A 21,400-nucleotide genomic window follows, 5' to 3' on the forward strand; every position below is an offset into this window, starting at 1 on the left:
CAGGCAATGGTTTGCTGTGGGAACGGTTTTTACAGAAGGTCTTTAAGCATTAAAGTAGCACATAAAAAGGCCCCAAACAGTTAGTTTTCCGCTAACTTTTTGGGGTTGGTACCAAGGCTGATTGTTTTTTTGTAATAGTCAGCAAGCTTGTGATGACACAGCTAGTTTAATTTATGTCTTAGCGTTCGGTTTCTTAGTGACGAATGAATCAACAATTAAGGCAATCGCACCATCACCGGTAATGTTACAAGCTGTACCGAAGCCATCTTGCGCCATATATAAAGCAATCATCAAGCCAGTCTGAGCCTCAGTAAAGCCGAGAATCGAAGACAGGAGTCCTAACGCAGCCATCACAGCGCCTCCTGGAACACCGGGTGCGGCCACCATGGTAACCGCTAATAATAGAATAAACGGTAAGAAGTTCAAGAATTGTGGCGTCTGATCACCGATAATCAAGACAGCAACTGAACAGGCAACGAGGGTAATCGTACTTCCTGCTAAATGAATCGTCGCTGACAGTGGAATAACAAAATCGGCAGTCTCATCACTGACCTGATTACGAAGTGTGCTCCGGTATGTGACAGGAATGGTTGCAGCACTGCTCATCGTTCCAAGCGCAGTAAAATAAGCAGGAAGCATATTTTTAATCGCTTTTAACGGATGAATGCCGGTACGCAATGCGGCAATACTGTATTGAATCAAAATGTAACCAACGTGCATGAGTATAATTAAAAGAAAGACTTGACCAAAAACACCTAGAATATGAAATGCTTCACCTGATGCGGCCATATCAGCAAAGATACCGGCAATATGTATGGGTAACAAAGGAATAATAATTTTTTTGATGGTTAGCACAATCACCTCACGAAATTCATTCATGGCTTGATAAAGCAAAGTATAAGACTTTTCGTGGCGAATATGATTGATTCCAAGCCCGAAAATAAACGCTGTTATCAATGCGGTCATTACACCCATAATCGCTGGAATCTCTAGTTCAATGACTGGACTCAAACCTGAAGCCGCAGCATTGACAATCGAGCCGTCGGTGATGATTTTCGGAATAATAAAAATAGAAATAAAGAATGCGATAATCCCGGCGGTGACGGTCGATAGGTAAGCGAGACCGGCTGTACCAGCTAGTAAGCGACCTGCTTTTTTACCAAGGTCTGCGATCCCTGGTACAATAAAGGATATGATAATCAGTGGAACAATATATCCGAGAAATTCTCCGAAGATATGGGTGAACGTGTAGAGAACATTTCCCATCCACTCAGGGAATTGAAACCCAATCAACATCCCGCCTAAAATTCCTAAAATAAGACGCGGAAGTAAACCTATTTTTTTCATAATAACTCTCCTCATTCATTTGATTGTCTAGGCACAGAAGCAAATTTCATCTTATCACAGATTATTCACACTCGAAAGAATTTTTTAGGATTTACCAAGTATCGTCGGTCGTTAAAACTAACTACCCTTTATTTCCATCTTTCTTAATCACATTCTTGTATTTTTATGCTAAGCTATAATTAACAGTTAAGGTGGAAATTTTTAACTTTAGATAAAAGGATAGCTTAAGTTTTTTTGGAACCTGATCTATTTTAACTTTGTATACTTTTTGACAAATGCCTTCGGCATTTTTTGGACAGTCACTTTATTCTTTAGGGCGTGTGTGCTTTAATGTTTCATACTTTGGATCGTAGCTGTCGTAGCGATATGAATGTTCACGGAAACATGTTGGAACAAAGTGTTCATCTTACCCTACCAACGCTCGTTCATTCTTCTTGTTGTAGGCAATGCTTGCGTGTTGACCCATTCGATATATGTGTTCATAAATTGATACATAACCATAGCCCGTGTCCAGCGTTTGCTGTCTAGATGAAGAAAGAAACAGTTGATTGTGAATACCTTTTAATAGCGGAATAGCTGGTTTTCGATCATCTAAGCTTCCAAATGAAAAGAGTGATTGGGTGAGCAATGCTGACTCTAGGACCCAACAGCTAAGAGACCTTTAAAACTGAACCTGAAGACATTCTTACTTTGACGGTTCTTTTTCATGTTCCATTTGGCTTTTTCAGAGTTTGGGACAACGCTCTAAATAACTAGATAAAAGCGATATTTCATACAAGAATATGAAATGTCGCTTTTTTTTACTTCGTTTAATTTATTTAATTACAAAAGCTTTTGTGAAAGACTGCCGCCAATTATAATTGGGCTATCAATAACTCGAAAGAGCTATCGTGGTATATTTTTATGTGAAATAATGAACTTTAAAGATAAGAAGATAATTCTAATTTACCAATGTTCATGTATATTATATCAAAAATAAGAGCTTTGTTATACGAATTATTGTTCAAATAATCACAAAAGAGGAGAATGAACATGATGAAAAAAGGAGTACTCTCAATAATGGTAATCTTGGGGCTAAGCATGCTTTTGGTTGCTTGTTCACAAAGTGCGAGTGGAGAAGAAAAATTTAATGCAGGAACATACGAAGGGGTTTCTACTGGGCATGGTGGAGAAGTGATTGCGACAGTTACTTTGACGAAGGATGAGATTGCGTCGATTGACATAGCGGCAGAAGGTGAAACAGAAAGCATTGGAGAAGGAGCCTCTGCACAGGTAATTGCGTCGATTATTAATTCGCAGAGCCTAGCAGTGGATGCTGTATCAGGTGCAACGACATCGAGTGAAGCAATTATTGAAGCGGTAACGCTAGCGTTAGAAGAAGCAGGTGCTGATATTGATGCGTTAAAAGATCCAGCGAATAAAATTGAGGTAGCAACAGAGCAACAAGAAGATCTTGATGTTGATGTCGTTGTGATTGGTTCTGGGGGAGCGGGAATGGCAGCAGCTGTTGAGGCAAAGGCTGCGGGTAAATCAGTCGTCATCCTCGAGAAAATGCCGATTCTTGGTGGTAATACTAACCGCGCAACAGGAGGAATGAACGCAGCAGAAACAAGTGTACAAGCTGACCTTGGCATTGAAGATAGTAAAACTATTTTTTATGAAGACACCATGTCTGGAGGAAAAGAGATTAATAACCCAGACTTAGTACAAACCTTAGTTGATCATGCATCAGAGTCTGTTGATTGGATTAATGGTTTAGGTGCGGATTTATCAGATGTGGTCATATTCGGCGGACAAAGCGTACCGAGAACACACCGCCCAGCAGACGGTTCACCCGTCGGTCCTGTGGTTGTTGAAGTTTTATCAAACAAGTTGAAAAAGGAAGAAGTCCAGATATTACTTGAAACAACAGCAGTAAAATTGTTAGAAGAAGATGGTGAGATTAAAGGTGTAGAAGCAACCGACAAACAGAATCATAGCTTTACTGTGCTAGCGAAATCAGTTGTGTTAGCAACGGGTGGTTTTGGTGCAAACAGTGAGATGGTTGTTGAATACAATGAGAATTTCGAGGGCTTTTCTACGACGAATCATAAAGGTGCCCTAGGTTCAGGTATTAAGATGGCTGAAGCGGTTGGTGCTGATTTAACAGACATTGCTGAAATTCAAGCACATCCAACGACTGATCCAGAAACAGGTTATATGTTTACTGAAGCAGTTCGTGGTGATGGCGGTATATTAATCAATCAAGAAGGTCAGCGATTTATCGATGAATTAGAAACAAGAGATGTGGTTTCTAAAGCAATTCTTGAAAAGAGTGGCAGTGTTGCGTTTCTGGTCGCAAATGATGCAATGCGAGAGAAAAATGCATCGCTTGCTAAGTATATCGAACATGGTTATGGGGTCGAAGGTGATACGTTCGAAGATCTAGCTAAAGCCATGCATGTAGATGCTAAAACACTAACACAAACGATGAAACAGTATGCCTCTTATGTAGCAAATGGGTCAGATGAAGCTTATGGTCGAGATAATTTGGCGGAAGCATTTGAAGAGGGTAAGTACTATGCAATACCGGTTACACCATCTGTGCACCACACGATGGGTGGTTTGCGGATCGATACAAAAGCCCGTGTCTTAAACAAAGACGGCGCCCCTATTAAAGGGTTATATGCGGCAGGAGAAGTAACGGGAGGTATTCATGGTGCAAACCGCTTAGGTGGAAATGCGATTGCGGATATTTTAACTTTTGGTCGTATTGCAGGTATGACAGCAGCAAGTGAAATAGAGTAATAAATAAGAATAGTCATTGTTAGAGAGATTAAAAAGCCTAGCTTTTTAATCTCTCTTTTAATTTTTTCACATAAATTATGACCATGTTTAGCAGAAAAAACGATTGTAGAAGCATTGATGCTAGTTACAAGAAACTATCTGTTTGTTAGGGAGAAATGCCTTATTGATATGCTTTCGTCAAGCATATCAAGGGGCAGCACACAGCAATAGATTTTTTTGCTATAATTCTTTTATAGAAGAAGAGGTGAGGATTTGAATCGACCATTTAAATTGAGCACAATCATTACTGTATTTGCTTGTGTGGTTGTCCTCGTTGCGCTACTGGTGACAGACATTTTGATTACAACGTCAACCAATGAGCGAATCAGAGCACATGAAGAAGAAAAGGCACGTATTGTTTCAAAAACAGTTGCTAAATCTTCAATCGTGATAGAAAGTTTGTTAGCTGAAGAGCAGGCAGAAGCACTACAAGTTTACACGAGTGACGTTCAAGCGATAACAGAAATGTTATTTGTAGTTGTCATGGATATTGAAGGCATTCGTTATACGCATCCTGATCCAACTAAGATTGGCCAGTTTTTCGCAGGAGGTGACGAGCAAGCGGTCTTTCAGGGGAAAGCGTACGTATCGATATCTGAAGGTACACTTGGTGAGTCTCTAAGAGCATTTACTCCCGTGTATGACGATAATGATAACCAAATTGGCGCTGTTGCCGTCGGTGTATCACTAGAAAGTGTTACGCTTGCTTTAGCGCAGAATCACCGCAGTATTATTGGTGGAACCTTACTAGGATTACTTGTTGGCTTGATTGGAGCGGTCCTGCTTGCTAAATATATCAAACATACCTTGTTTAACTTAGAACCTTATGAAATCTCTAAATTATTAGAGGAACGAAATGCCATGCTGAATTCGGTTCATGAAGGCATTATAGCAGTTGATCAGCATCAAAAAATCACCCTCGTAAACGAAGCGGCAATCCGAATATTTAAAAAAGCAGGGATATCTGGCCACCCAACAGGCATGAGAATAACGGATTATATTCCTGGGACAACACTTGAACGGGTCATGAAAACGAAAGAAGCGGTGCATAATGATGAGCAGAGCTTAAATGGGGTTGCTATCGTGACGAATAGCGAACCATTAGTGGTAGACAATCAGGTGATTGGTTCAATAGCGACATTTAGAGACAAGACGGAAGTAAATGAGTTAGCCAAGCAGTTAACGGGTGTTAAAACATATGTAGAGGCACTCCGTTCACAATCACATGAATTTAAAAATCGTCTTCATGTTATTTTTGGTATGGTTCAAATAGAAGCTTATGATGAATTAGCTGTATTTATTCGGAAAATAGTTGAGTTGACTAGCGAAGAGGAACTCTCGATTTCCAAAAGCATTAAAGATCCAGTTTTGGCTGGCTTCCTAATGGGGAAAATGAGTTATGCGAGAGAAAAAAATGTACGTTTTAAAATCGCAAAAGATACCACCATCACTGAAGAAATTCATATTGAAGTTGTAAAAGCACTGATCACGATTATTGGTAATTTAGTTGATAATGCCATTGAAGCACTAGCCTATAGCAATGAAAAGGAAATTGAATTGCGAATAAAAACGATAAACGAAAGCTTACAAATAATTGTAGCTGATTCAGGTCCAGGTATAGCTTGTACAAACTTGGAACAGATTTTTGATAAAGGCTATTCTACGAAAGGACCCAATCGAGGATTTGGATTGTATTTAATCAAACAAAACATTGAGAAATTAAAGGGTGATTTTTCTATTGAAACGAATGAAAATGGCACAGTATTTGAAGTTATACTACCTTATGAGACAACGACAGAAAGAGGTTCGATATGATTATTAACGTACTGATTGTAGAAGATGATCCAATGGTCGCCGAGATTAATAAACGGTTTATGAATAAAGTGGAGGGCTATCAGTTAGTAGGAACTGCCAGTACAGGTGAAGAAGCTATGCAATTAATTGAAGAAAGAGCAGGGGGCATAGATTTAATTTTACTTGATGTTTATATGTCGGGACAAAGTGGACTTGAGTTACTCTCTGAAATACGGAGAAAAGGCTATTCCATTGATGTTATTTTGATTACTGCAGCTTCAGATACTGAAAAAATAAACACAGCGCTTCAATACGGTGCGATTGATTATTTGATTAAGCCTTTTGAATTTGATCGTTTTAAGCAAGCGCTATTACGGTATCAACGGAACGTAGAACTGGTAAAGGGACATAATTGTTTAAGTCAAGTTGAATTGGATCAGCGCCTCTTTGCTTCAAGCAAAGAACAGACGTATAATCAAAAATTATTACCTAAAGGCCTTACTAAAACAACTTTAGTTGTTGTGATTAACAGCATTAAGCAATTAAAGTCGTTTACAACTGACGATGTTTCAGCAATCACGGGAATATCTAGAGTATCCATTCGTAAATACCTTATCTTTTTAGTTGAGTTAGGGGTGCTTGAAGAAGCATTAACATATGGCATTGGTAGACCAGGTTATCGTTATACCTATATAGATAACAGTGAAAAAGTGGAAGCGTATTTAGATTGAGGTATGCTTTAATATATTAAGGAAGGGATAAGTTTGCAAGGTGCCTCCTAAGATTTTTAGAGGTTGAGAAAGTTTAAGTCTTACGCTGGTGAATTAGAGGGTAGAAGTTTAACTAATAGGTGCATGATTAAAATAATTCAGAACAGCCACTACGTAGTAACAGTTAATCGAAATAACGTAGGGTTGTGTCAATGTTTGATGTAATCATAGAGGACAAACCGTTATGTTGAAAATGTGGGTTTCGACTGGGGGCCATTGAAAGGATTCAAGTTTTTGATTATCATGGCTACTCAAGACTAATTAAAAAGTCACCGGTTAAAAAATGAAAACCAGAGTTAGCTTTTCATGTGTTTATGCACAGACGCTCGATAAGTAAATCTAAGAGAAGCAGCAGGCATTTGTCGCTCAATAACCTTGTTACCCCAGCGGCATGCTATCGCATACAGGAGGGGTTTATTTTTTAGGAGGTGAGAAGTCAATGCGTATCGGTGGATACGGATTAGTGATTGTTTCAACTATTCTTTGGGGCATTGCAGGAGGACTTGGTGGTTTTCTGATTAATAAGGGTTGGGACCCGTTAGTGATCGCCTTTTATCGCGGATTGGTGGGCTTAATCTTTATGGTCATCTGGCTCATCATTCGACCAGCACGTGGGAATAAAAAAACAATTTTTTGGTCGATTTTAGCGGGGATTGGTGTGACGGGTAACTTTGCCTTCTACTTCTTTAGCATGTCAGAATCCAGCATTGCTGTAGCGGCAACATTGATGTATACGGCGCCTATTTTTGTTTTTCTACTCGCATTTATCTTAGGCATTGAGCGAGCATCCTTATTTAAATGGCTGGCGATTGGCTTCGTGATGATTGGAGTTGTCTTCTTAACAGAAGTGTACCGGGTGGATGCGGGTGTTGTCACAACGGTTGGCTTAATTACCGGTTTAAGCGCAGGCGTGTCCTACGCACTCTTTATCTTTAGCTTTAAATATGCAACAAAGTATGGGCAGCCACCATTGATTTTGACCCTAACCTTTACCACGTTTATCGGCTTGATGATGCTAGTTATTAATCAAGGTGAGGCGATTGCCTTGATAATGTCTGAGGATGTTCTCTGGGTGCTTCTTTTAGGGATAATCGGTGCTGGCTTGTCCTTTTTCTTATATGTACGCGGCTTAAGACGCACCTCACCAACAGTCGCGTCCGTGATTGCGATGGTTGAACCAGTAACGGCGACCTTGTTTGGTTTGTTCGTCATGAATGAAGTGCTGAGTTGGTCACAGGTTGTCGGCATGAGCCTGATCTTAGTGACGGTTACGGTTTTAAGTGTAAAGGAACGCTGACAAAAGTGGACGACGTAAATGTTTTCTAATTAAATTGTAGTTCGTGCAGTGTTTACAGATGGAATTTATTGAAAAAATGAAAAGGACGTGTATGCATGAGTTTTAATAGTCAAGCCTATCTAAACGATCAAATCAATAAACAATACGGAGAAGTACCGCTCTCACGCTATTATCATAACCAACCTGAAATAGACGTTGCGATCAACGACGAAGTGATCCAAGAAATTATCACAAGTGATATTGCGACGCTGCAAGCCATGGTTAAACAAAACAAAGTCAGCTACGTTGAGATTGCGAAAGCTTTCTACAATCAAGCACAACGTCACCAAGATAGTCACGCTGTCATCAGTTTGAATCCAGCCGTGATTGAAGAAGCAAAAACACGGGTGTATGATGACAGCCACGATCCCTTATACGGCATACCTGTCCTGGTTAAGGATAATATCGCCACAACTGAGATGGCGACAACAGCAGGAGCCGCGATATTGAAAGACTTTTATCCGGAAACAGATGCAGTCATCATTCAAGAGTTGAAGCAAAAAGGGGCTCTCATCTTAGGGAAAACCAATTTATCCGAATGGGCGAACTTCATGACGGAAAATAGCGCCAATGGTTATTCAGCTGTTGGTGGGCAAACAAAAAACCCACACGGGTCGTTCGACGTGGGTGGTTCAAGTGCCGGTAGTGCAGCTGCGGTGGCTTTACATATGAGTCCGGTGGCGATTGGGACTGAAACAGCCGGTTCAATTATTTATCCGGCAAGTCAAAATGGCGTCGTTGGCTTAAAGCCAACCCTGAAAACAGTGGCGCAAGCCGGTATTATTCCCATCGCAGCTGCGCATGACACAGCGGGACCGATGGCTCAAACCGTTAACGATTGTTATCTCCTCTTTCAAGCGATGACGACCACTGAAGCAACGTTTAACGATCAATTTCAGCGCCTGGCTGATTATCGCTTTGGTCAATTAGATGATGCAGCATTAAAAGAAACGTATCGCGATGAAGATGCTATAATCTTAGCAACGTTTGAAGAGCAGTTACAGCAGGTAGGCGCCAGCTACCAACACCTCTCGCTTGGCAATGCCTGTTACGATGTTGATATCACAGATGTTTTACTCTATCAATTTAAAGCTGGGGTTGAAAGTTACTTTAAACATGAAACAAACCCAATCACGCTAGCCGACGTCATCGCCTTTAATCGAAAAGATGAGAAAAATGCGAGCTACTACGGTCAAGATTTGCTCGAACAAGCAAACAATCATCAATTAACTGCTTCAGCAATTGAATCAGTCATTGAGCGTAATCGAACCGTTACGCAAGCCGCTTTAGATGAAGCGTTTAAAACAGTGGATGTGTTAGTCACATTAAGTAATTATGCGACAAGCTTGTATGCCACGTCCGGCTATCCGGCACTAACCTTACCCGGCTATCAACGCCAAACAGGTGAACCGGTTGGGATTACTTTAATTGCACCAGCAGGACAAGATGTCGATTTACTTTATCTGGGTCAGTTGATTGAAGCAGCAGGTGTCTTATCGGGATAACGCTAGGTGTGAAAACAGGCCAGCTGTAAGCGCAATGAAAAAAAGTCAAAGACCGAAGCTGTCTAAGATAACTTTGGTCGTCAATGAAGCATAAAGAGGTGAGTAGATGATTCGTTTTGAACGAACACGTCGGTTAGCACGACTGCTTTACGCAGGAAGTGGGTTGTTGGTCTTCATCATTATTTTCAACGCATCGCGCTTTTATTATGATCCCCTGGGGTCTGGCTATGTATTGCTGTTTGTTTTTTGTTTGCTACTGGCTACCGCATTAACACAGGTGGCAAAAGATGCTGAAGAAGCAATCCGTCGGGTAGACAAGCTTAGCAAGTAACTAAGCGTTCACATAAAATCATGTCTAGCTACTGATCGATAGCAATAAATCTACATTGGATGAAGCGTATCTATGATAAAAATTAAGACACCCTTCCGTATCCTTCTCGAAAGGGTACGGGAGGGTGTCTTTTACTAAGCGGGGTGTTGACCAACCATCTTTTCATCAGTTAAGGTGATGCTCAATCCGTTCAAGGATCTCTTCTACGTGCGTAATTGCTTCAGTAATGGTGTGCGCGGTAATCACAAGTGATTGTTGCGCCGGATAACGTGTTGAGTGCTTGTAGCGCGGGTCATAGTAGTGCGTAAGCAACTGTTCAACAACGGTGTGATAAGCCTTGTCTGCAAAAGCCTTTTCAATCCGGGCGCTGACAGGGGTATGCATCCGGCGTTTGATGCGTTGAAAAGCTTCAATGAAGGCCGAATGGTGAACATCCGGGGTATAATCCCCTAAGATTAAGGCCACCCGCTGCTCCATCGGTAACTGAATAAACCACTGTGCGCTTTCTTCTTTGTGTTGATAAACACGTTCTGGTAACAAGACGTTACCAATTCGCTGACTTTCCCCTTCAATCAAAATAAAGGCTTCCGCTTGATAACGTAATAAAGCTTCGGTCAATAAAAAATCAAAGGTGCGTTGATTATTCGCTCTGCGTCCAATCTGACCAAAGATTGAGCCGCGATGACCGGCCATTGCTTCGAGATCAATCACGGGGTAGCCTGTGTCTTTTAAATGATGGAGGATATGTGTCTTGCCGTTACCAGTATGCCCATTTACCACATAGAACGGGGGTAAAGGTACAGTGTCGAGTTGTGTCTTTATCCAGTCACGGTAAGCCCGAATGCCCCCAGCTAAGCGGTTCACAGATAGACCCATTAAGTCTAGTACGGTAGCGGCTGTTTTACTGCGCATCCCGCCGCGCCAACAAAACACAGTGACGGGTTGTTCGAACTGTTTAAACGCAGCAATAAAAGCCGGTAACTTCGCAGAAAACAATTCTAATCCACGCGTTTTTGCTTGTTCTGGTCCCGCCTGTTTGTAGAGGGTTCCAACTTCGGCACGTTCCGCGTCAGAAAATAGTGGTATATTAATTGCACCAGGAATGGTCGCCTCTTGATATTCACCAGGTGAGCGAACATCAACAACGACTTGTCCCTGTTCTTTCGCTGTAAACAAGGCTGCCGGAGAAATGTCTGAAAACATTAGCTACAGACCTCGCTTGACATAAATATTTCCTGCAGTGCCGCTTGTAACACTCCCAATCAGATGGGCGCTAACACCTTGTTCCGTAAAGCGTGTCATCATCGCCTCGACGTCGCTTGGGTCAACGGCCATCAGTAACCCGCCAGAGGTAACTGCATCAGCAAGAATCAACTGATCAATCTCATCAAGCCCAGCATCAAACTGGACCGATGCTGCCACGTGTTTCAAATTGTTTCGTGACCCACCTGGAATGGCACCTTGTTGACACAGTTCTCTTAAGCGTGGTAATAACGGCACATCTTGATAGTTAATCGTTAAAGCCTGCTTGCTTTCGTGAGCCATTTCCGATAAATGGCCCAGTAGTCCAAACCCAGTAATATCGGTGCAGGCATGCACGTTGAAGGCATGCATGACCTCAGCGGCTGCTTTATTTAACGTAGCCATAATCGTCGTGACCTGTTTAATTTCAGCGTTTGAGAGTAATTGATGTTTAAGCGCTGTTGTGGAGATACCAACACCAATCGGTTTAGTTAAAATCAACGCGTCACCGTGTTTCGCACCGGCATTTGTTTTAATCTGGTCTGGATGAATCGTTCCCGTTACGGACAACCCGAATTTTGGTTCTTGGTCGTCAATTGAGTGCCCACCCAGTAAGGCAGTGTTTGCTTCCTGTAGTTTATCTTGAGCCCCGGTCAGAATCGCGGTTAAAATGGTTTTATCTAAGGTGAAAATCGGGAATGCGACAATGTTTAACGCCGTAATTGGCTGCGCACCCATGGCATAAACATCGCTCAGCGCATTAGCAGCCGCAATTTGTCCGAAATCATATGGATCATCGACAATCGGGGTGAAAAAATCAAGCGTTTGGACAATGGCTAGTTCATCGGTTAATTGATAAACCCCCGCATCATCCCCGGTCGTTAAACCGACAAGAACGTGTTTATTTGGTTGAAGCGGTGGCAAGTCTTGTAAGACTTTTTTTAAATCACTTGGTCCAATCTTACAGCCACAACCGCCTTTAGTCGTTAACGTTGTTAGTTGCACTTTTGACATAAGTTCTCCTTTTTCTTGCATAGTATAAAGGCTGTCTACCTCGTAAATAACCGGCTAGGCATGTGACGTGATCAATTCACGTGCTCGTTTTTTAAGTAATCAAACAATGCTTTCGCACTATGAACTTCTTGATCAGCTTGATAAGGACTGTTAGGATCTGCTTGTCGGTTGCGGTGATTCATCCAGACGGCATGCCAGCCAGCACGTTTAGCACCGACAATATCCTTTTCAAATGAATCGCCAACGTAGACCGTTTGATTAGGGTCAGCGCCAAGCTTATCTTCGACTAGCTTAAAGATTTCTTCTTTTGGTTTGGCAATCCCGTAGGTTCCGGAGATAAAGATATTAGCCTCAGGAATCCACCGATTGAGTGCTAACCGATCAATTTTCATCTGTTGGTGCGCTTCTTCGCCGTTTGTCAGAATTGCTAATTGTTTATTTTCTTGGTGCAAGGTTTCAAGGAGTGCTTCAACCTCAGGGAATAAAGTAATGGCTGCTTGGTGTTCTTTATACAGTTGGTGAAACTGAAGGGCGGTCTCGTCATCAATTTCAACACCACTATCTAAAAGTGCCAACTTAAAGCGTCCTGCTTGCCACTCAAGCACGGTAATTTCACCCCGTTCACTTTGATCAAATAACTGTTCGCTATAGTGTCTACTGGCGCGATAGACGGCGTCGATGGCTTGATAACTATAGCTGTCGTCGATCAATTGTTTAAATGTTTCATGAAACGATAAAGCTTGGTCATATAAGGTATCATCCACATCAAAAATAATTGTTTCCATTTCAGTTTCCTCCTTCATTTGTCTACCTGTTTATTATGACATGAATTAGTGATTTCGTCATATCAATCCCGTGTGTTCGATGTCATAATCGGTAAGTGAAATAATGAATAAATCATAAGAAGGCACAGTGAAATCGTGATACAATGAAGACATCAGCAAAGAAAGGACGATGTCCCAATGAAAAAACACCGCATTTATACAATGGCTTTTAGTAGTGTGTATCCACATTACGTGAAAAAAGCGGAGAAGAAGGGCCGGACAAAACAAGACGTGGATCAGATTATTGCGTGGTTAACAGGCTATAACGCTAAGGAATTAGAAGCGCTCCTGAACAACGAGACAGACTTTGAAAGCTTCTTTGAAGAGGCACCGCTACTTAATCCTAATCGATATCTTATTAAAGGGGTCATCTGCGGGATTCGAGTTGAGGAGATTGAAGAACCCTTAATGCAAGAGATCCGCTACTTAGATAAACTTGTCGATGAACTTGCGAAAGGGAAAAAGATGGAGAAAATTTTGCGGACACCCTAAGTGTTGTGAATGAAGCGTAAGATACGGTTTAATTACAACGGCGATGATTATAGTGTGAACGAGAAAGGTTAATGCACATGTCTAATAGATCCTTTATTGAAATCAGGCAATTGTCCTACCATTACAGGGAAGAAGCTGTCATAGAAAAACTTAATTTAGATTTTTCTGCGGGTATCTCTTACGGGATTATCGGTGAATCAGGCGTTGGCAAAACAACGCTTTTGCGTCTCTTGGCGGGTTTTTTAACTCCTACCGCAGGACAAATTACAATTGAAGGAACGACACGTACGGCACCACGAGAAAAAACCGGCTTTCTCTTCCAAGACCTCGGTCTATTTCCGTGGCAAACAGCTTATCAAGCCATTGAGATGCCTTTGCGACTAGAGAAGAAAACGGCGTCAGAAAGAAAATCAGCCGTTACGGCCCAGCTTCAGGCGTTGAAGATTGAAGCGATTAAACACCAATACCCGCACCAGTTAAGTGGCGGCCAAAAACAGCGGGTGGCGCTTGCGCGGACCTTAATCACCGCGCCAGATCTACTGTTGATGGATGAACCGACGTCTGCCTTGGATATGATGACTAAGGAATCGATTCAATCGTTGATGTTAACCTTGCAACAAACATACCAAACAACGATGGTATTTGTGACCCATGATATTGAAGAGGCTGTCTTCTTAGCGCAAAAAATTCTTTTGATGCACCAAGATGGCAGCATCGAAATTATTGAAAATCCACTGGTAGAGACCGAGAACAAACGCGAAAGTTTAGCATTTTATCAAAAATGCATCGAAATACGTCAGGCGATGCAGCGAGGAGAACAGCTATGAATGAAAAGTTAAAAATGGTTATCTTCCATCCTGTACTGACGGGTTTTTTAATGACAATGATGGTTTGGTATCTCGGCTATGTCCTTATGGACACCCGGTCCATACCCGCGCCTTGGCAAGCCATTATTTACTTGGTGGAGGCTAGCGACGTGATGGTGATTCATCTCGGTGCGAGCTTTCTAAGGGTCGCAGTAGCACTTGGCATTGCCTTAATGATTGGTGTCCCAATTGGCATCTTAACGGGGGTTAGTTCTCGTTTTAATCGATGGTTCTCTCCGTTTCTTTATTATATTTATCCAATCCCGAAGGTGGCTTTTTTACCTGTTTTGATGTTGTTATATGGTTTAGGGAATCAGTCAAAAATCATTTTAATGGTTTTAATCATCGTCTTTCAAATCATTTTATCGGTCCGCGACGGCGTCAGACAAATTGCTGCGACACAGTTCACGGTGATGGCAAGTTTTAAAGCCTCTAAACTTGCAACCTTACGGTTCCTTATTATTCCGGCCATCTTGCCCCAACTTTTTTCAGGCATAAGGGTCAGCATCGGTGTCTCACTGGCAACGTTATTTTTCGCCGAAAATTATGCGACGACTTACGGAATTGGTTATTTTATTTTAAGTGCATGGACGAAGATGAATTATGTAGAGATGTTTAGTGGTATTCTAGCACTTAGCTTTTTAGGCATTCTCATGTTTAAGACGTTAGATGTAACCGAAAGAAAGCTAACCCCATGGCAAACCCCAGCGACAAGCTAAGGTAACTTGTCACTGGGGTTTTTAAGTGGTTATAAAGGTGTTAGTGATAGGCGGTTCGATGATCAATCGTTCATAGCCGCAGATGATCATACTTAGTTAATCACTGAGAAATCGGTCAACGCTTCATAACTGTAGGACTGTGTGATTTGTTCTTTCTCGAGTGTCCAAGCAATGATGCTGTCAAACTGATCTTGATCAACCACGCCTGCATGTTGGTACGGTTCTGTTTTACTGTCGATGTAAGAACTCATTGCAGCTGGGAACTGATAATCTGCTAAAACATCGGCATATGCAGTCGCATCTGTTTCATTCATGTAATCAATGGCCTGGTTATAGGCGGTATAAAAACCGCGCACGTCATCCGGGAAGTCGTTAAGCATCGCTTCGGTAAAGAAGATCGTTCCACCCTTAATCCCTGCATCAGCTGAACTTGCTAACAAGTGAGCGCCTTGCTCAACTAACATACCTGCTTGTGGCTCAGTAAAGATGACACCATCAATTTGGTTTGATAATAGTGCTTCGGCCCGACCAGAAAATGATGGAATTTCAACAATGTCATAACTAAAGTCATGCATGTCAGCAAATTCATCCATAATGTATTCTAAAATGAAGTTCGGTACCAGTGATACTGATTTTTGGTCAAGTGCTTCCATCGATGTGACGTCTGATGCTGGTGATGAAAGGATTTTAAAATCTTCATTGATGTCTGAAGTGATTTTAAGGTCCATGCCACGGTCAACAAAGGCAGCGGCAGTCATGACGTCACCAATCGCAGCATCAAGTTCATTTGCTTGAAGCGCAACATTACGGTCATTGGGTGATGTGAATGTTTTGATGGAAACATTGACCCCAAGTGAAGCGAAATAGCCGTTTTCGTGCGCCAGAATAATTGGTAGCGCAGCTTCTGCTGGTAACGTACCGATTGTGATTTCTTCACCGGTAGCCGCTTCTGCGGTAGTGGTATCTGTTTGATTGTCTTCGGTGGCTTCTTTTTCTGTCTCCTGGCAAGCTGTCAGTAACAACAGGCCAAAGATCATAACAAGGGTGGTGCTAACTAATTTTTTCAAGTGAGTGTCTCCTTTAATTTACAATGGTTTTAAATTGTTCAAACGGTAAAAAATGTGGAATAACATAACGATTAAGCCGTAACGGATCAGTCGTTGGTTCATTCTTTGCTTGTTCAGTCGTAAATGCTAACTTGAAGCCAAGTTTTTTCAACAGTGCAACATTACGGTCATTAAATAGCCCAAAGGGGTAAGCAAAGACATCGGTTTCCGTCACAAAATGATTACACGTAGCTAAATCATGAGCGAGCGCGTCATCGCTTTCTTCCATCATCACACTCGTCTGTTCATCACTGCGTTGGTGGAATTGATCGGTGTGGTTTGCATACTGAAACACATCCGTCATCGCGCGCAGCTCATCTTTAGATAAACAAATCGATAGATCAGGATCAAATGCACGTGCTGCGTCATGCAGCCATCCGGTTACAACAAAAGCCGTTGCATGAAACCCGTGTGCTTTTAAAACGGGATAGGCATATTCTTTCAATGATTGAAAACAGTCATCAAAGGTTAGTAGAACCGCATTTTCTGGTAAGGGATGGCCTTCGTAATAATGTGCAATCACTTCATGCAAGGTTAACGTATGAAAGTTATTGTCTTTTAAATACTGCATCTGTTCTTTGAATTGTGCTAAGGTTACAAACAATGCTGCTGGCAATTGATCGTCATACGCTTGTTTCACATCAATTGGAGAAGGACGGTTTGGATTTAAATTGTCAGCTTCACGCATTTCGTGATAAAGAATGGTCGAAAAGGTCATGGCGATTCCTCCTTCATGTTAGTACTTTCACAAACAATAGAAAAAGTATAGCACGTTTCCAGTCATTAGACAATTACCATTCCCAAGATGTGGCACGCCAGCATTAATCCGAACCATTGGTGTGATTTTTTATTGAATTTCAATTAATATATATTGATAAACGATAAATGTAGAGGTATAATTAAATGAAAATGAACAAGAAAGAAGGTTTTCCTATGAAACAGACCCATACCCGTTTATTAAAACTTGCGATTATTTTAATTAGTTTACCCGTTATAGCAGCGGTTGGAATTGGCGGTTATCAATTAGTGAATCATCCGTTTAACGCCGACTATGCTTATCTGTTATACCCGATTGTGGGCGGGATATGCTTGACAGTCCTCCCGTTTTTCTTTGCCTTATTTAAAAGTTTTCAGCTATTGATCTATATTGACAACAACCAAGCGTTTCAGTCGATCGCTGTAAAGGCATTAAAACAAATCAAACGTGCGGCTTGCACCATTAGTTTTCTATATGTGATTGTATTACCACTGATCTTTATGATTGCTGAACGAGATGATGCGCCAGGATTAATTTTAGTCGGAATGATGCCTGTTTTTGCTTCATTTATTGTCGCAGTTTTTGCGGCTTTACTTGAAAAGCTACTGGCGCAAGCGATCGCGATTAAACTAGAAAATGATTTAACGGTCTGAGGTGAAGAAATGGCGATAAAAATTCATATTGATGTGCTTTTGGCGCAAAGAAAAATGAGTGTAACCGAACTATCAGAAAAGGTTGGGATTACGATGGCTAATTTATCAATTTTAAAAAATGGCAAAGCGAGAGCGATTCGCTTCTCGACGTTAGCGGCGATTTGTGAAGCGCTTCATTGTCAGCCGGGCGATATAATCACGTATAGTCAAGAGGCGGAGCAATAAGTAATTAACACGGATGCTTGAATGGCGGCATCGTGTCGTTAACAGCAGCAACCTCAAAAACCCCCGTCACCAGTTCGCTTGTATAAAGCGAGGCGCTGACGGGGGTTTTATCTAGGCGCTATGACTAAACGATGCGTGTAAATAAATCAATCAAAATAAGAATTAAGATCAATGTCTTAATTAAATGATGGAACTTAAAAGTGACTTTTGGGTCTACATCAATGCCCAATCGACGGAAGAGATAATGAAAAAAATCTTCTTTTTCACGTGCAAAACCATAATCACGCTGCCAGGTTGAAAGGATACAATCACCGTGTAGCTTCTCGTGGGTGTAGTGAAGGGCAATCAGTAAAAAACCGAAGTAAAAGGGCAAAAGCATGGCGACGGCAAAAGAAAAAACAATAAAGCCCACATGAAAAAGTAATATGGATAAATCAATCAGTTGTCTTTTCGTTGATCGCGGCGTTGTTGGCATGGTTATCAAGTCCTATCTCGCTTCTAGTGACTAATCAAGAGGCTAAAACATGTTAAGAAACGATGCATGATTAGTAACGAAGGTAATCGTTATAGATACCCGGTTGTGCTTTAGACGAAACACGAAGGTGGTGCGAGCGGCTCCGGTTAACGATTGAAAGCCGGCGCTTTGCCGGCATTCAACCCTTGCATTGACCGGGTTTAATCGGTCGTCACTGTGAAATTGACATAAGCACTTGGCTCAATCGTAGGGTGTTGTGAAAAATAAGCAACCAATAAGTCGGTCATATCGGTTTGCATCGCTTTAAGGACCGGTTTGTCTTTAAATAACTCGAAATTTCCGCCACCACTGGCCCGGTAACTATTCATCACAACTGGAAACGTCTCACCGTCTTGGACAGGTTGGCCGTTACGATGTAGGTACTGCACCCGTTGTCCAGGCGGCTGATTGATGGAAAGCTGATACTCAATCCCTGCCCACATGTCGTAATTATAAGGCGCTGGCTTCGGTGAGAGAAAAGCAGGGTTAACGGTTAATTGATGCTGGTCATCTAACTGGAAGTAGGTGGCCGATTGTTCAAGGGCCAATTTGATGTCTTTCCCTGTCAGTTCAAGGACGGTTAACGTATTTGGATAAATATAATTGCTGACAATCTCTCTTAGGGTTACTGCACCACTAAGCCCAGGTGCTTGGTCATGGAGGAGGCTGGTTAGCGAGATAGCAACACCTGCTGCGTCCATCTGCACGTGGTTAATCAAGGCGATAAACGGATGTGTTTTAAGCCGTAACTGAAACGGGTCACGAATGGATAAATCACCATCAATTAATCCAACCGGTTGGTCTAGCCACATCTCCGTCTCGTGATGGGCCCGGTGGGTCGTGATTAAGATGCCTGCAGAAGCTGGAATAGCTGTTGTCACAGGCATCAGATCGGCTTGTTGTGCGGTGATTGTCCATGTGTCTTTCTGTCTTGTTAAATCAAGGGTCACTTTTCCGAGTGCTTCACCGTTCACGCCAGGTTGAAGCACCGCTGTTTTACCAACGACTTCGGCAATTTTTCGGTGTTGGTGCCCAGTCAGTAAGACGTCGATGCCATCGATCTCTTTAAGTATGCGATACCCCTGATTTTCTCCTGTTAAGGCCTCAGTGGCACTGCCACTTGTTAAATCGCGTTCAAAGCCACCGTGATAACTGACAACTAACACGTCCACATCCTCTCTTTCTCGAATCGTGTTGACCCAAGCCTGTGTCGTTTCAAAGGCATCAGTGAAAGCAATCCCACTGAGGTGACGCGGCTGTTCCCAGTTCGGGATTGCGTGCGTGGTTACACCTAAAATAGCGACGCGCACGCCATGTGGTGTTTCTTTAATGAGATAGGGCTTACCATATAACGGTGCATTTGTTGATTGATCTAAAATGTTTGCCGACAGCCAAGGAAAGCGACTCGCTAGAACGGCCGCATCAAGCGCACCTCTACCAAAATTAAACTCATGATTACCAATGACGGCGGCGTCATAGTCGAGTTGATTCATCGCCTTAATGATTGGATTCGTTTCCAGTGTGGACCCATGAAAATGAGCCATTAGTGGAGAACCTTGAATCACGTCGCCGTTATCAATCAACACAACGTCTTTACTGCGGCGGCGTTCTCTTTCGATTAGCGTGGCTAATTTAGCAATTCCAAGCGGTTGATTGATCTTGCCACGATAGGTTGTTGGATACACATGCCCATGAAGATCGCTGGTCGCAAGAATTGTTAGCGTGTGTTTGTCTGTCATCTTCACTCACCATCCCCTCTATATTTACCCATGTCCTCTCAGTATAAGCAACCTATTTCGATCTTGACAAGGCTTTACAATGTAAAGATTATTTTACCAGAAGTTAACAATGTAAAGCGCGAAATCCGTGCTATACTGCAGCTGTAAGTGATTCGTAATCAAAATAGCTTCTGAGGGGGAATTGGAAATGAAACAAAAATTATTCATTCTATTGGGGTTAATTTTCATGGCGTTTGTCGTTGTTGGTTGTGCAGAGAGTGAAGACGATGCAACAGCTTCAGCAAATGAGGATTCAGGTGAGACAAATGAAGCAACAGATAGCGAAGCTACACCAGAAGAGGAAGAAAATGTCGCAATTGAGACGTTGAAAATATCTTTTGTACCCTCGCGTGACCCAGACGAAATCGTAACGGCAACAGCGCCATTAAAAGGGTTACTGACAGAAGAACTCGCAAAGCTAGGTTTTGATGTCAATACGATTGATATTAATGTGGGGACAACATATGAAGCCGTTGGTGAAGCGTTATCCTCAGGGACAACCGATGTTGGCTTAATTCCCGGTGGCACGTACGTCTTGTATGATGACGGTGCCGAAGTGATTTTAACAGCCACACGTGCAGCCCTGTCGAATGATTCAGAAAATCCTGTCGATTGGAACACGAATGAACCAACCGAAGGCTTAACGGATGAACAAGCCACCTATTATCGCAGTTTAATTATTGCTGGTCCATCTGAAAAAGGGCAAGCACTTGCTGAGAAAGTAAACAATGGCGAAGCATTAACGTGGGAGGATGTGAACAGTGCGCGTTGGTCAGTGCAATCGACCTCATCGTCGTCAGGTTACATTTACCCAACCTTATGGTTACAAGAAAATTACGGTAAAAGCATTACGGATTTAGATCAGTCAATTCAATCAAACGGTTACGGTGACACCTTTGCTAAGCTTGCAGCAGAACAAGCAGATATTGTCGTTGTTTACGCTGATGCCCGCCGTGATAACGAAGAAAACTGGACCGGTGACTTTGGTCGTGATGTTTCGATTTGGGATGAGACGGATGTTCTTGCTGTGACACGGCCGATTTATAATGATACCGTATCTGTCAGCAAACATGCAGAAGTGATGAGTGATCCGTTAAAACAAGCGTTACAAGATGCGTTCATTAATATTGCTAAGACCGATGAAGGTAAAGAAGTCATCAGCATCTACAGTCATGAAGGTTATCAAAAAGCAGCCGCAGCTGACTATGATGGTGAACGTGATGCACAGGAATTCTTACGGAACTTAAAGTAAATCATTCAGCAGTAACATAAACGAGTGAGGTCTTCACGCTTTGTGTGAA

At 42.1% G+C, this 21,400-nt stretch carries 20 protein-coding genes and 1 pseudogene; 12 read left to right on the plus strand and 9 right to left on the minus strand.

Features of this window, described 5'->3' with window-relative positions; all coding sequences use genetic code 11:
* Positions 1-171 precede the first annotated feature (171 nt).
* Both DES38_RS10900 and DES38_RS12150 read right to left on the minus strand, forming a co-directional pair.
* Positions 172-1,347 (minus strand): dicarboxylate/amino acid:cation symporter, encoded by a 1,176-nt coding sequence (locus DES38_RS10900; RefSeq protein WP_110252142.1) that lies wholly within the window; start codon positions 1,345-1,347, stop codon positions 172-174.
* A gap of 307 nt (positions 1,348-1,654) precedes the next feature.
* Positions 1,655-2,064, minus strand: a pseudogene (locus DES38_RS12150) (IS5/IS1182 family transposase); the annotation flags it as partial.
* A gap of 315 nt (positions 2,065-2,379) precedes the next feature.
* On the opposite strand from DES38_RS12150, the gene DES38_RS10905 reads away from it, so the two are divergent.
* From DES38_RS10905 to DES38_RS10930, 6 genes are all read left to right on the plus strand, one after another.
* Positions 2,380-4,134 (plus strand): flavocytochrome c, encoded by a 1,755-nt coding sequence (locus DES38_RS10905; protein ID WP_245882012.1) that lies wholly within the window; start codon positions 2,380-2,382, stop codon positions 4,132-4,134.
* 252 nt (positions 4,135-4,386) lie between these two features.
* Positions 4,387-5,988, plus strand: a complete 1,602-nt coding sequence (gene dcuS / locus DES38_RS10910) for a DcuS/MalK family sensor histidine kinase (protein ID WP_110252143.1) — start codon at positions 4,387-4,389, stop codon at positions 5,986-5,988.
* Positions 5,985-6,698, plus strand: a complete 714-nt coding sequence (locus DES38_RS10915) for a response regulator (protein ID WP_110252144.1) — start codon at positions 5,985-5,987, stop codon at positions 6,696-6,698. Before dcuS ends, DES38_RS10915 begins: the two co-directional genes overlap by 4 nt.
* 478 nt (positions 6,699-7,176) lie before the next feature.
* Positions 7,177-8,034, plus strand: coding sequence for a DMT family transporter (locus DES38_RS10920; RefSeq protein WP_110252145.1), 858 nt, complete (start codon positions 7,177-7,179; stop codon positions 8,032-8,034).
* Between the two features lie 95 nt (positions 8,035-8,129).
* Positions 8,130-9,578 (plus strand): amidase family protein, encoded by a 1,449-nt coding sequence (locus tag DES38_RS10925; RefSeq protein WP_110252146.1) that lies wholly within the window; start codon positions 8,130-8,132, stop codon positions 9,576-9,578.
* 106 nt (positions 9,579-9,684) lie between these two features.
* Positions 9,685-9,909 carry a hypothetical protein gene (locus DES38_RS10930; protein WP_110252147.1) on the plus strand — a complete coding sequence of 75 codons (225 nt, stop codon included), beginning with the start codon at positions 9,685-9,687 and terminating at the stop codon, positions 9,907-9,909.
* A gap of 165 nt (positions 9,910-10,074) precedes the next feature.
* Here the strand turns inward: DES38_RS10930 and mnmH are convergent, their stop codons facing one another.
* From mnmH to DES38_RS10945, 3 genes are all read right to left on the minus strand, one after another.
* Entirely contained in the window at positions 10,075-11,112 is a 1,038-nt protein-coding gene (mnmH, locus tag DES38_RS10935; protein ID WP_110252148.1) for a tRNA 2-selenouridine(34) synthase MnmH, read from the minus strand.
* Positions 11,113-11,115: 3 nt separating this feature from the next.
* On the minus strand, positions 11,116-12,165 hold the full coding sequence (gene selD, locus DES38_RS10940) for a selenide, water dikinase SelD (protein WP_110252149.1): 1,050 nt from the start codon (positions 12,163-12,165) through the stop codon (positions 11,116-11,118).
* A gap of 71 nt (positions 12,166-12,236) precedes the next feature.
* Positions 12,237-12,950, minus strand: coding sequence for an HAD family hydrolase (locus DES38_RS10945; RefSeq protein WP_110252150.1), 714 nt, complete (start codon positions 12,948-12,950; stop codon positions 12,237-12,239).
* Positions 12,951-13,127: 177 nt separating this feature from the next.
* On the opposite strand from DES38_RS10945, the gene DES38_RS10950 reads away from it, so the two are divergent.
* From DES38_RS10950 to DES38_RS10960, 3 genes are all read left to right on the plus strand, one after another.
* On the plus strand, positions 13,128-13,481 hold the full coding sequence (locus tag DES38_RS10950; RefSeq protein WP_110252151.1) for a DUF2200 domain-containing protein: 354 nt from the start codon (positions 13,128-13,130) through the stop codon (positions 13,479-13,481).
* A gap of 77 nt (positions 13,482-13,558) precedes the next feature.
* The gene (locus tag DES38_RS10955; RefSeq protein WP_110252173.1) at positions 13,559-14,308 is read left to right on the plus strand and encodes an ABC transporter ATP-binding protein; all 750 of its coding nucleotides are present in this window, start codon (positions 13,559-13,561) and stop codon (positions 14,306-14,308) included.
* Positions 14,305-15,066 carry an ABC transporter permease gene (locus tag DES38_RS10960; RefSeq protein WP_110252152.1) on the plus strand — a complete coding sequence of 254 codons (762 nt, stop codon included), beginning with the start codon at positions 14,305-14,307 and terminating at the stop codon, positions 15,064-15,066. The genes DES38_RS10955 and DES38_RS10960 overlap by 4 nt, the downstream gene beginning before the upstream one ends.
* Positions 15,067-15,158: 92 nt before the next feature.
* On the opposite strand, the gene DES38_RS10965 is transcribed toward DES38_RS10960, so the two are convergent.
* Both DES38_RS10965 and DES38_RS10970 read right to left on the minus strand, forming a co-directional pair.
* A complete protein-coding gene (locus DES38_RS10965; RefSeq protein ID WP_110252153.1) occupies positions 15,159-16,133 on the minus strand; it encodes an ABC transporter substrate-binding protein in 975 nt (324 codons plus the stop codon).
* Between the two features lie 13 nt (positions 16,134-16,146).
* Positions 16,147-16,890: a polysaccharide deacetylase family protein gene (locus tag DES38_RS10970; protein WP_110252154.1), complete on the minus strand. Its 744-nt coding sequence runs from the start codon at positions 16,888-16,890 to the stop codon at positions 16,147-16,149.
* 215 nt (positions 16,891-17,105) lie between these two features.
* On the opposite strand from DES38_RS10970, the gene DES38_RS10975 reads away from it, so the two are divergent.
* Entirely contained in the window at positions 17,106-17,582 is a 477-nt protein-coding gene (locus DES38_RS10975; RefSeq protein WP_110252174.1) for a DUF2975 domain-containing protein, read from the plus strand.
* Positions 17,583-17,591: 9 nt separating this feature from the next.
* Positions 17,592-17,807 (plus strand): helix-turn-helix domain-containing protein, encoded by a 216-nt coding sequence (locus DES38_RS10980; protein WP_110252155.1) that lies wholly within the window; start codon positions 17,592-17,594, stop codon positions 17,805-17,807.
* A gap of 124 nt (positions 17,808-17,931) precedes the next feature.
* Here the strand turns inward: DES38_RS10980 and DES38_RS10985 are convergent, their stop codons facing one another.
* Together DES38_RS10985 and DES38_RS10990 are read right to left on the minus strand one after the other, a co-directional pair.
* Positions 17,932-18,282 carry a hypothetical protein gene (locus DES38_RS10985; protein WP_110252156.1) on the minus strand — a complete coding sequence of 117 codons (351 nt, stop codon included), beginning with the start codon at positions 18,280-18,282 and terminating at the stop codon, positions 17,932-17,934.
* A 200-nt stretch (positions 18,283-18,482) separates the two neighbouring features.
* Positions 18,483-20,060 (minus strand): bifunctional metallophosphatase/5'-nucleotidase, encoded by a 1,578-nt coding sequence (locus DES38_RS10990; RefSeq protein WP_110252175.1) that lies wholly within the window; start codon positions 20,058-20,060, stop codon positions 18,483-18,485.
* A gap of 187 nt (positions 20,061-20,247) precedes the next feature.
* Between DES38_RS10990 and DES38_RS10995 the strand changes: the two genes are divergently transcribed.
* Complete coding sequence (locus DES38_RS10995; RefSeq protein WP_110252157.1) at positions 20,248-21,351, plus strand: PhnD/SsuA/transferrin family substrate-binding protein; 1,104 nt, start codon at positions 20,248-20,250, stop codon at positions 21,349-21,351.
* Positions 21,352-21,400 lie beyond the last annotated feature (49 nt).

It is taken from the genome of Streptohalobacillus salinus (assembly GCF_003201605.1).
Classification (GTDB): Bacteria; Bacillota; Bacilli; order Bacillales; family Amphibacillaceae; genus Streptohalobacillus; species Streptohalobacillus salinus.

Coding starts and splice junctions, on each gene's coding strand:
- DES38_RS10900 (WP_110252142.1), bottom strand. CDS start 1,347: ATGAAAAAAATAGGTTTACTTCCGCGTCTTATTTTAGGAATTTTAGGC.
- DES38_RS10905 (WP_245882012.1), top strand. CDS start 2,380: ATGATGAAAAAAGGAGTACTCTCAATAATGGTAATCTTGGGGCTAAGC.
- DES38_RS10915 (WP_110252144.1), top strand. CDS start 5,985: ATGATTATTAACGTACTGATTGTAGAAGATGATCCAATGGTCGCCGAG.
- DES38_RS10920 (WP_110252145.1), top strand. CDS start 7,177: ATGCGTATCGGTGGATACGGATTAGTGATTGTTTCAACTATTCTTTGG.
- DES38_RS10925 (WP_110252146.1), top strand. CDS start 8,130: ATGAGTTTTAATAGTCAAGCCTATCTAAACGATCAAATCAATAAACAA.
- DES38_RS10930 (WP_110252147.1), top strand. CDS start 9,685: ATGATTCGTTTTGAACGAACACGTCGGTTAGCACGACTGCTTTACGCA.
- mnmH (WP_110252148.1), bottom strand. CDS start 11,112: ATGTTTTCAGACATTTCTCCGGCAGCCTTGTTTACAGCGAAAGAACAG.
- selD (WP_110252149.1), bottom strand. CDS start 12,165: ATGTCAAAAGTGCAACTAACAACGTTAACGACTAAAGGCGGTTGTGGC.
- DES38_RS10945 (WP_110252150.1), bottom strand. CDS start 12,950: ATGGAAACAATTATTTTTGATGTGGATGATACCTTATATGACCAAGCT.
- DES38_RS10950 (WP_110252151.1), top strand. CDS start 13,128: ATGAAAAAACACCGCATTTATACAATGGCTTTTAGTAGTGTGTATCCA.
- DES38_RS10955 (WP_110252173.1), top strand. CDS start 13,559: ATGTCTAATAGATCCTTTATTGAAATCAGGCAATTGTCCTACCATTAC.
- DES38_RS10960 (WP_110252152.1), top strand. CDS start 14,305: ATGAATGAAAAGTTAAAAATGGTTATCTTCCATCCTGTACTGACGGGT.
- DES38_RS10970 (WP_110252154.1), bottom strand. CDS start 16,890: ATGACCTTTTCGACCATTCTTTATCACGAAATGCGTGAAGCTGACAAT.
- DES38_RS10975 (WP_110252174.1), top strand. CDS start 17,106: ATGAAACAGACCCATACCCGTTTATTAAAACTTGCGATTATTTTAATT.
- DES38_RS10980 (WP_110252155.1), top strand. CDS start 17,592: ATGGCGATAAAAATTCATATTGATGTGCTTTTGGCGCAAAGAAAAATG.
- DES38_RS10985 (WP_110252156.1), bottom strand. CDS start 18,282: ATGCCAACAACGCCGCGATCAACGAAAAGACAACTGATTGATTTATCC.
- DES38_RS10990 (WP_110252175.1), bottom strand. CDS start 20,060: ATGACAGACAAACACACGCTAACAATTCTTGCGACCAGCGATCTTCAT.
- DES38_RS10995 (WP_110252157.1), top strand. CDS start 20,248: ATGAAACAAAAATTATTCATTCTATTGGGGTTAATTTTCATGGCGTTT.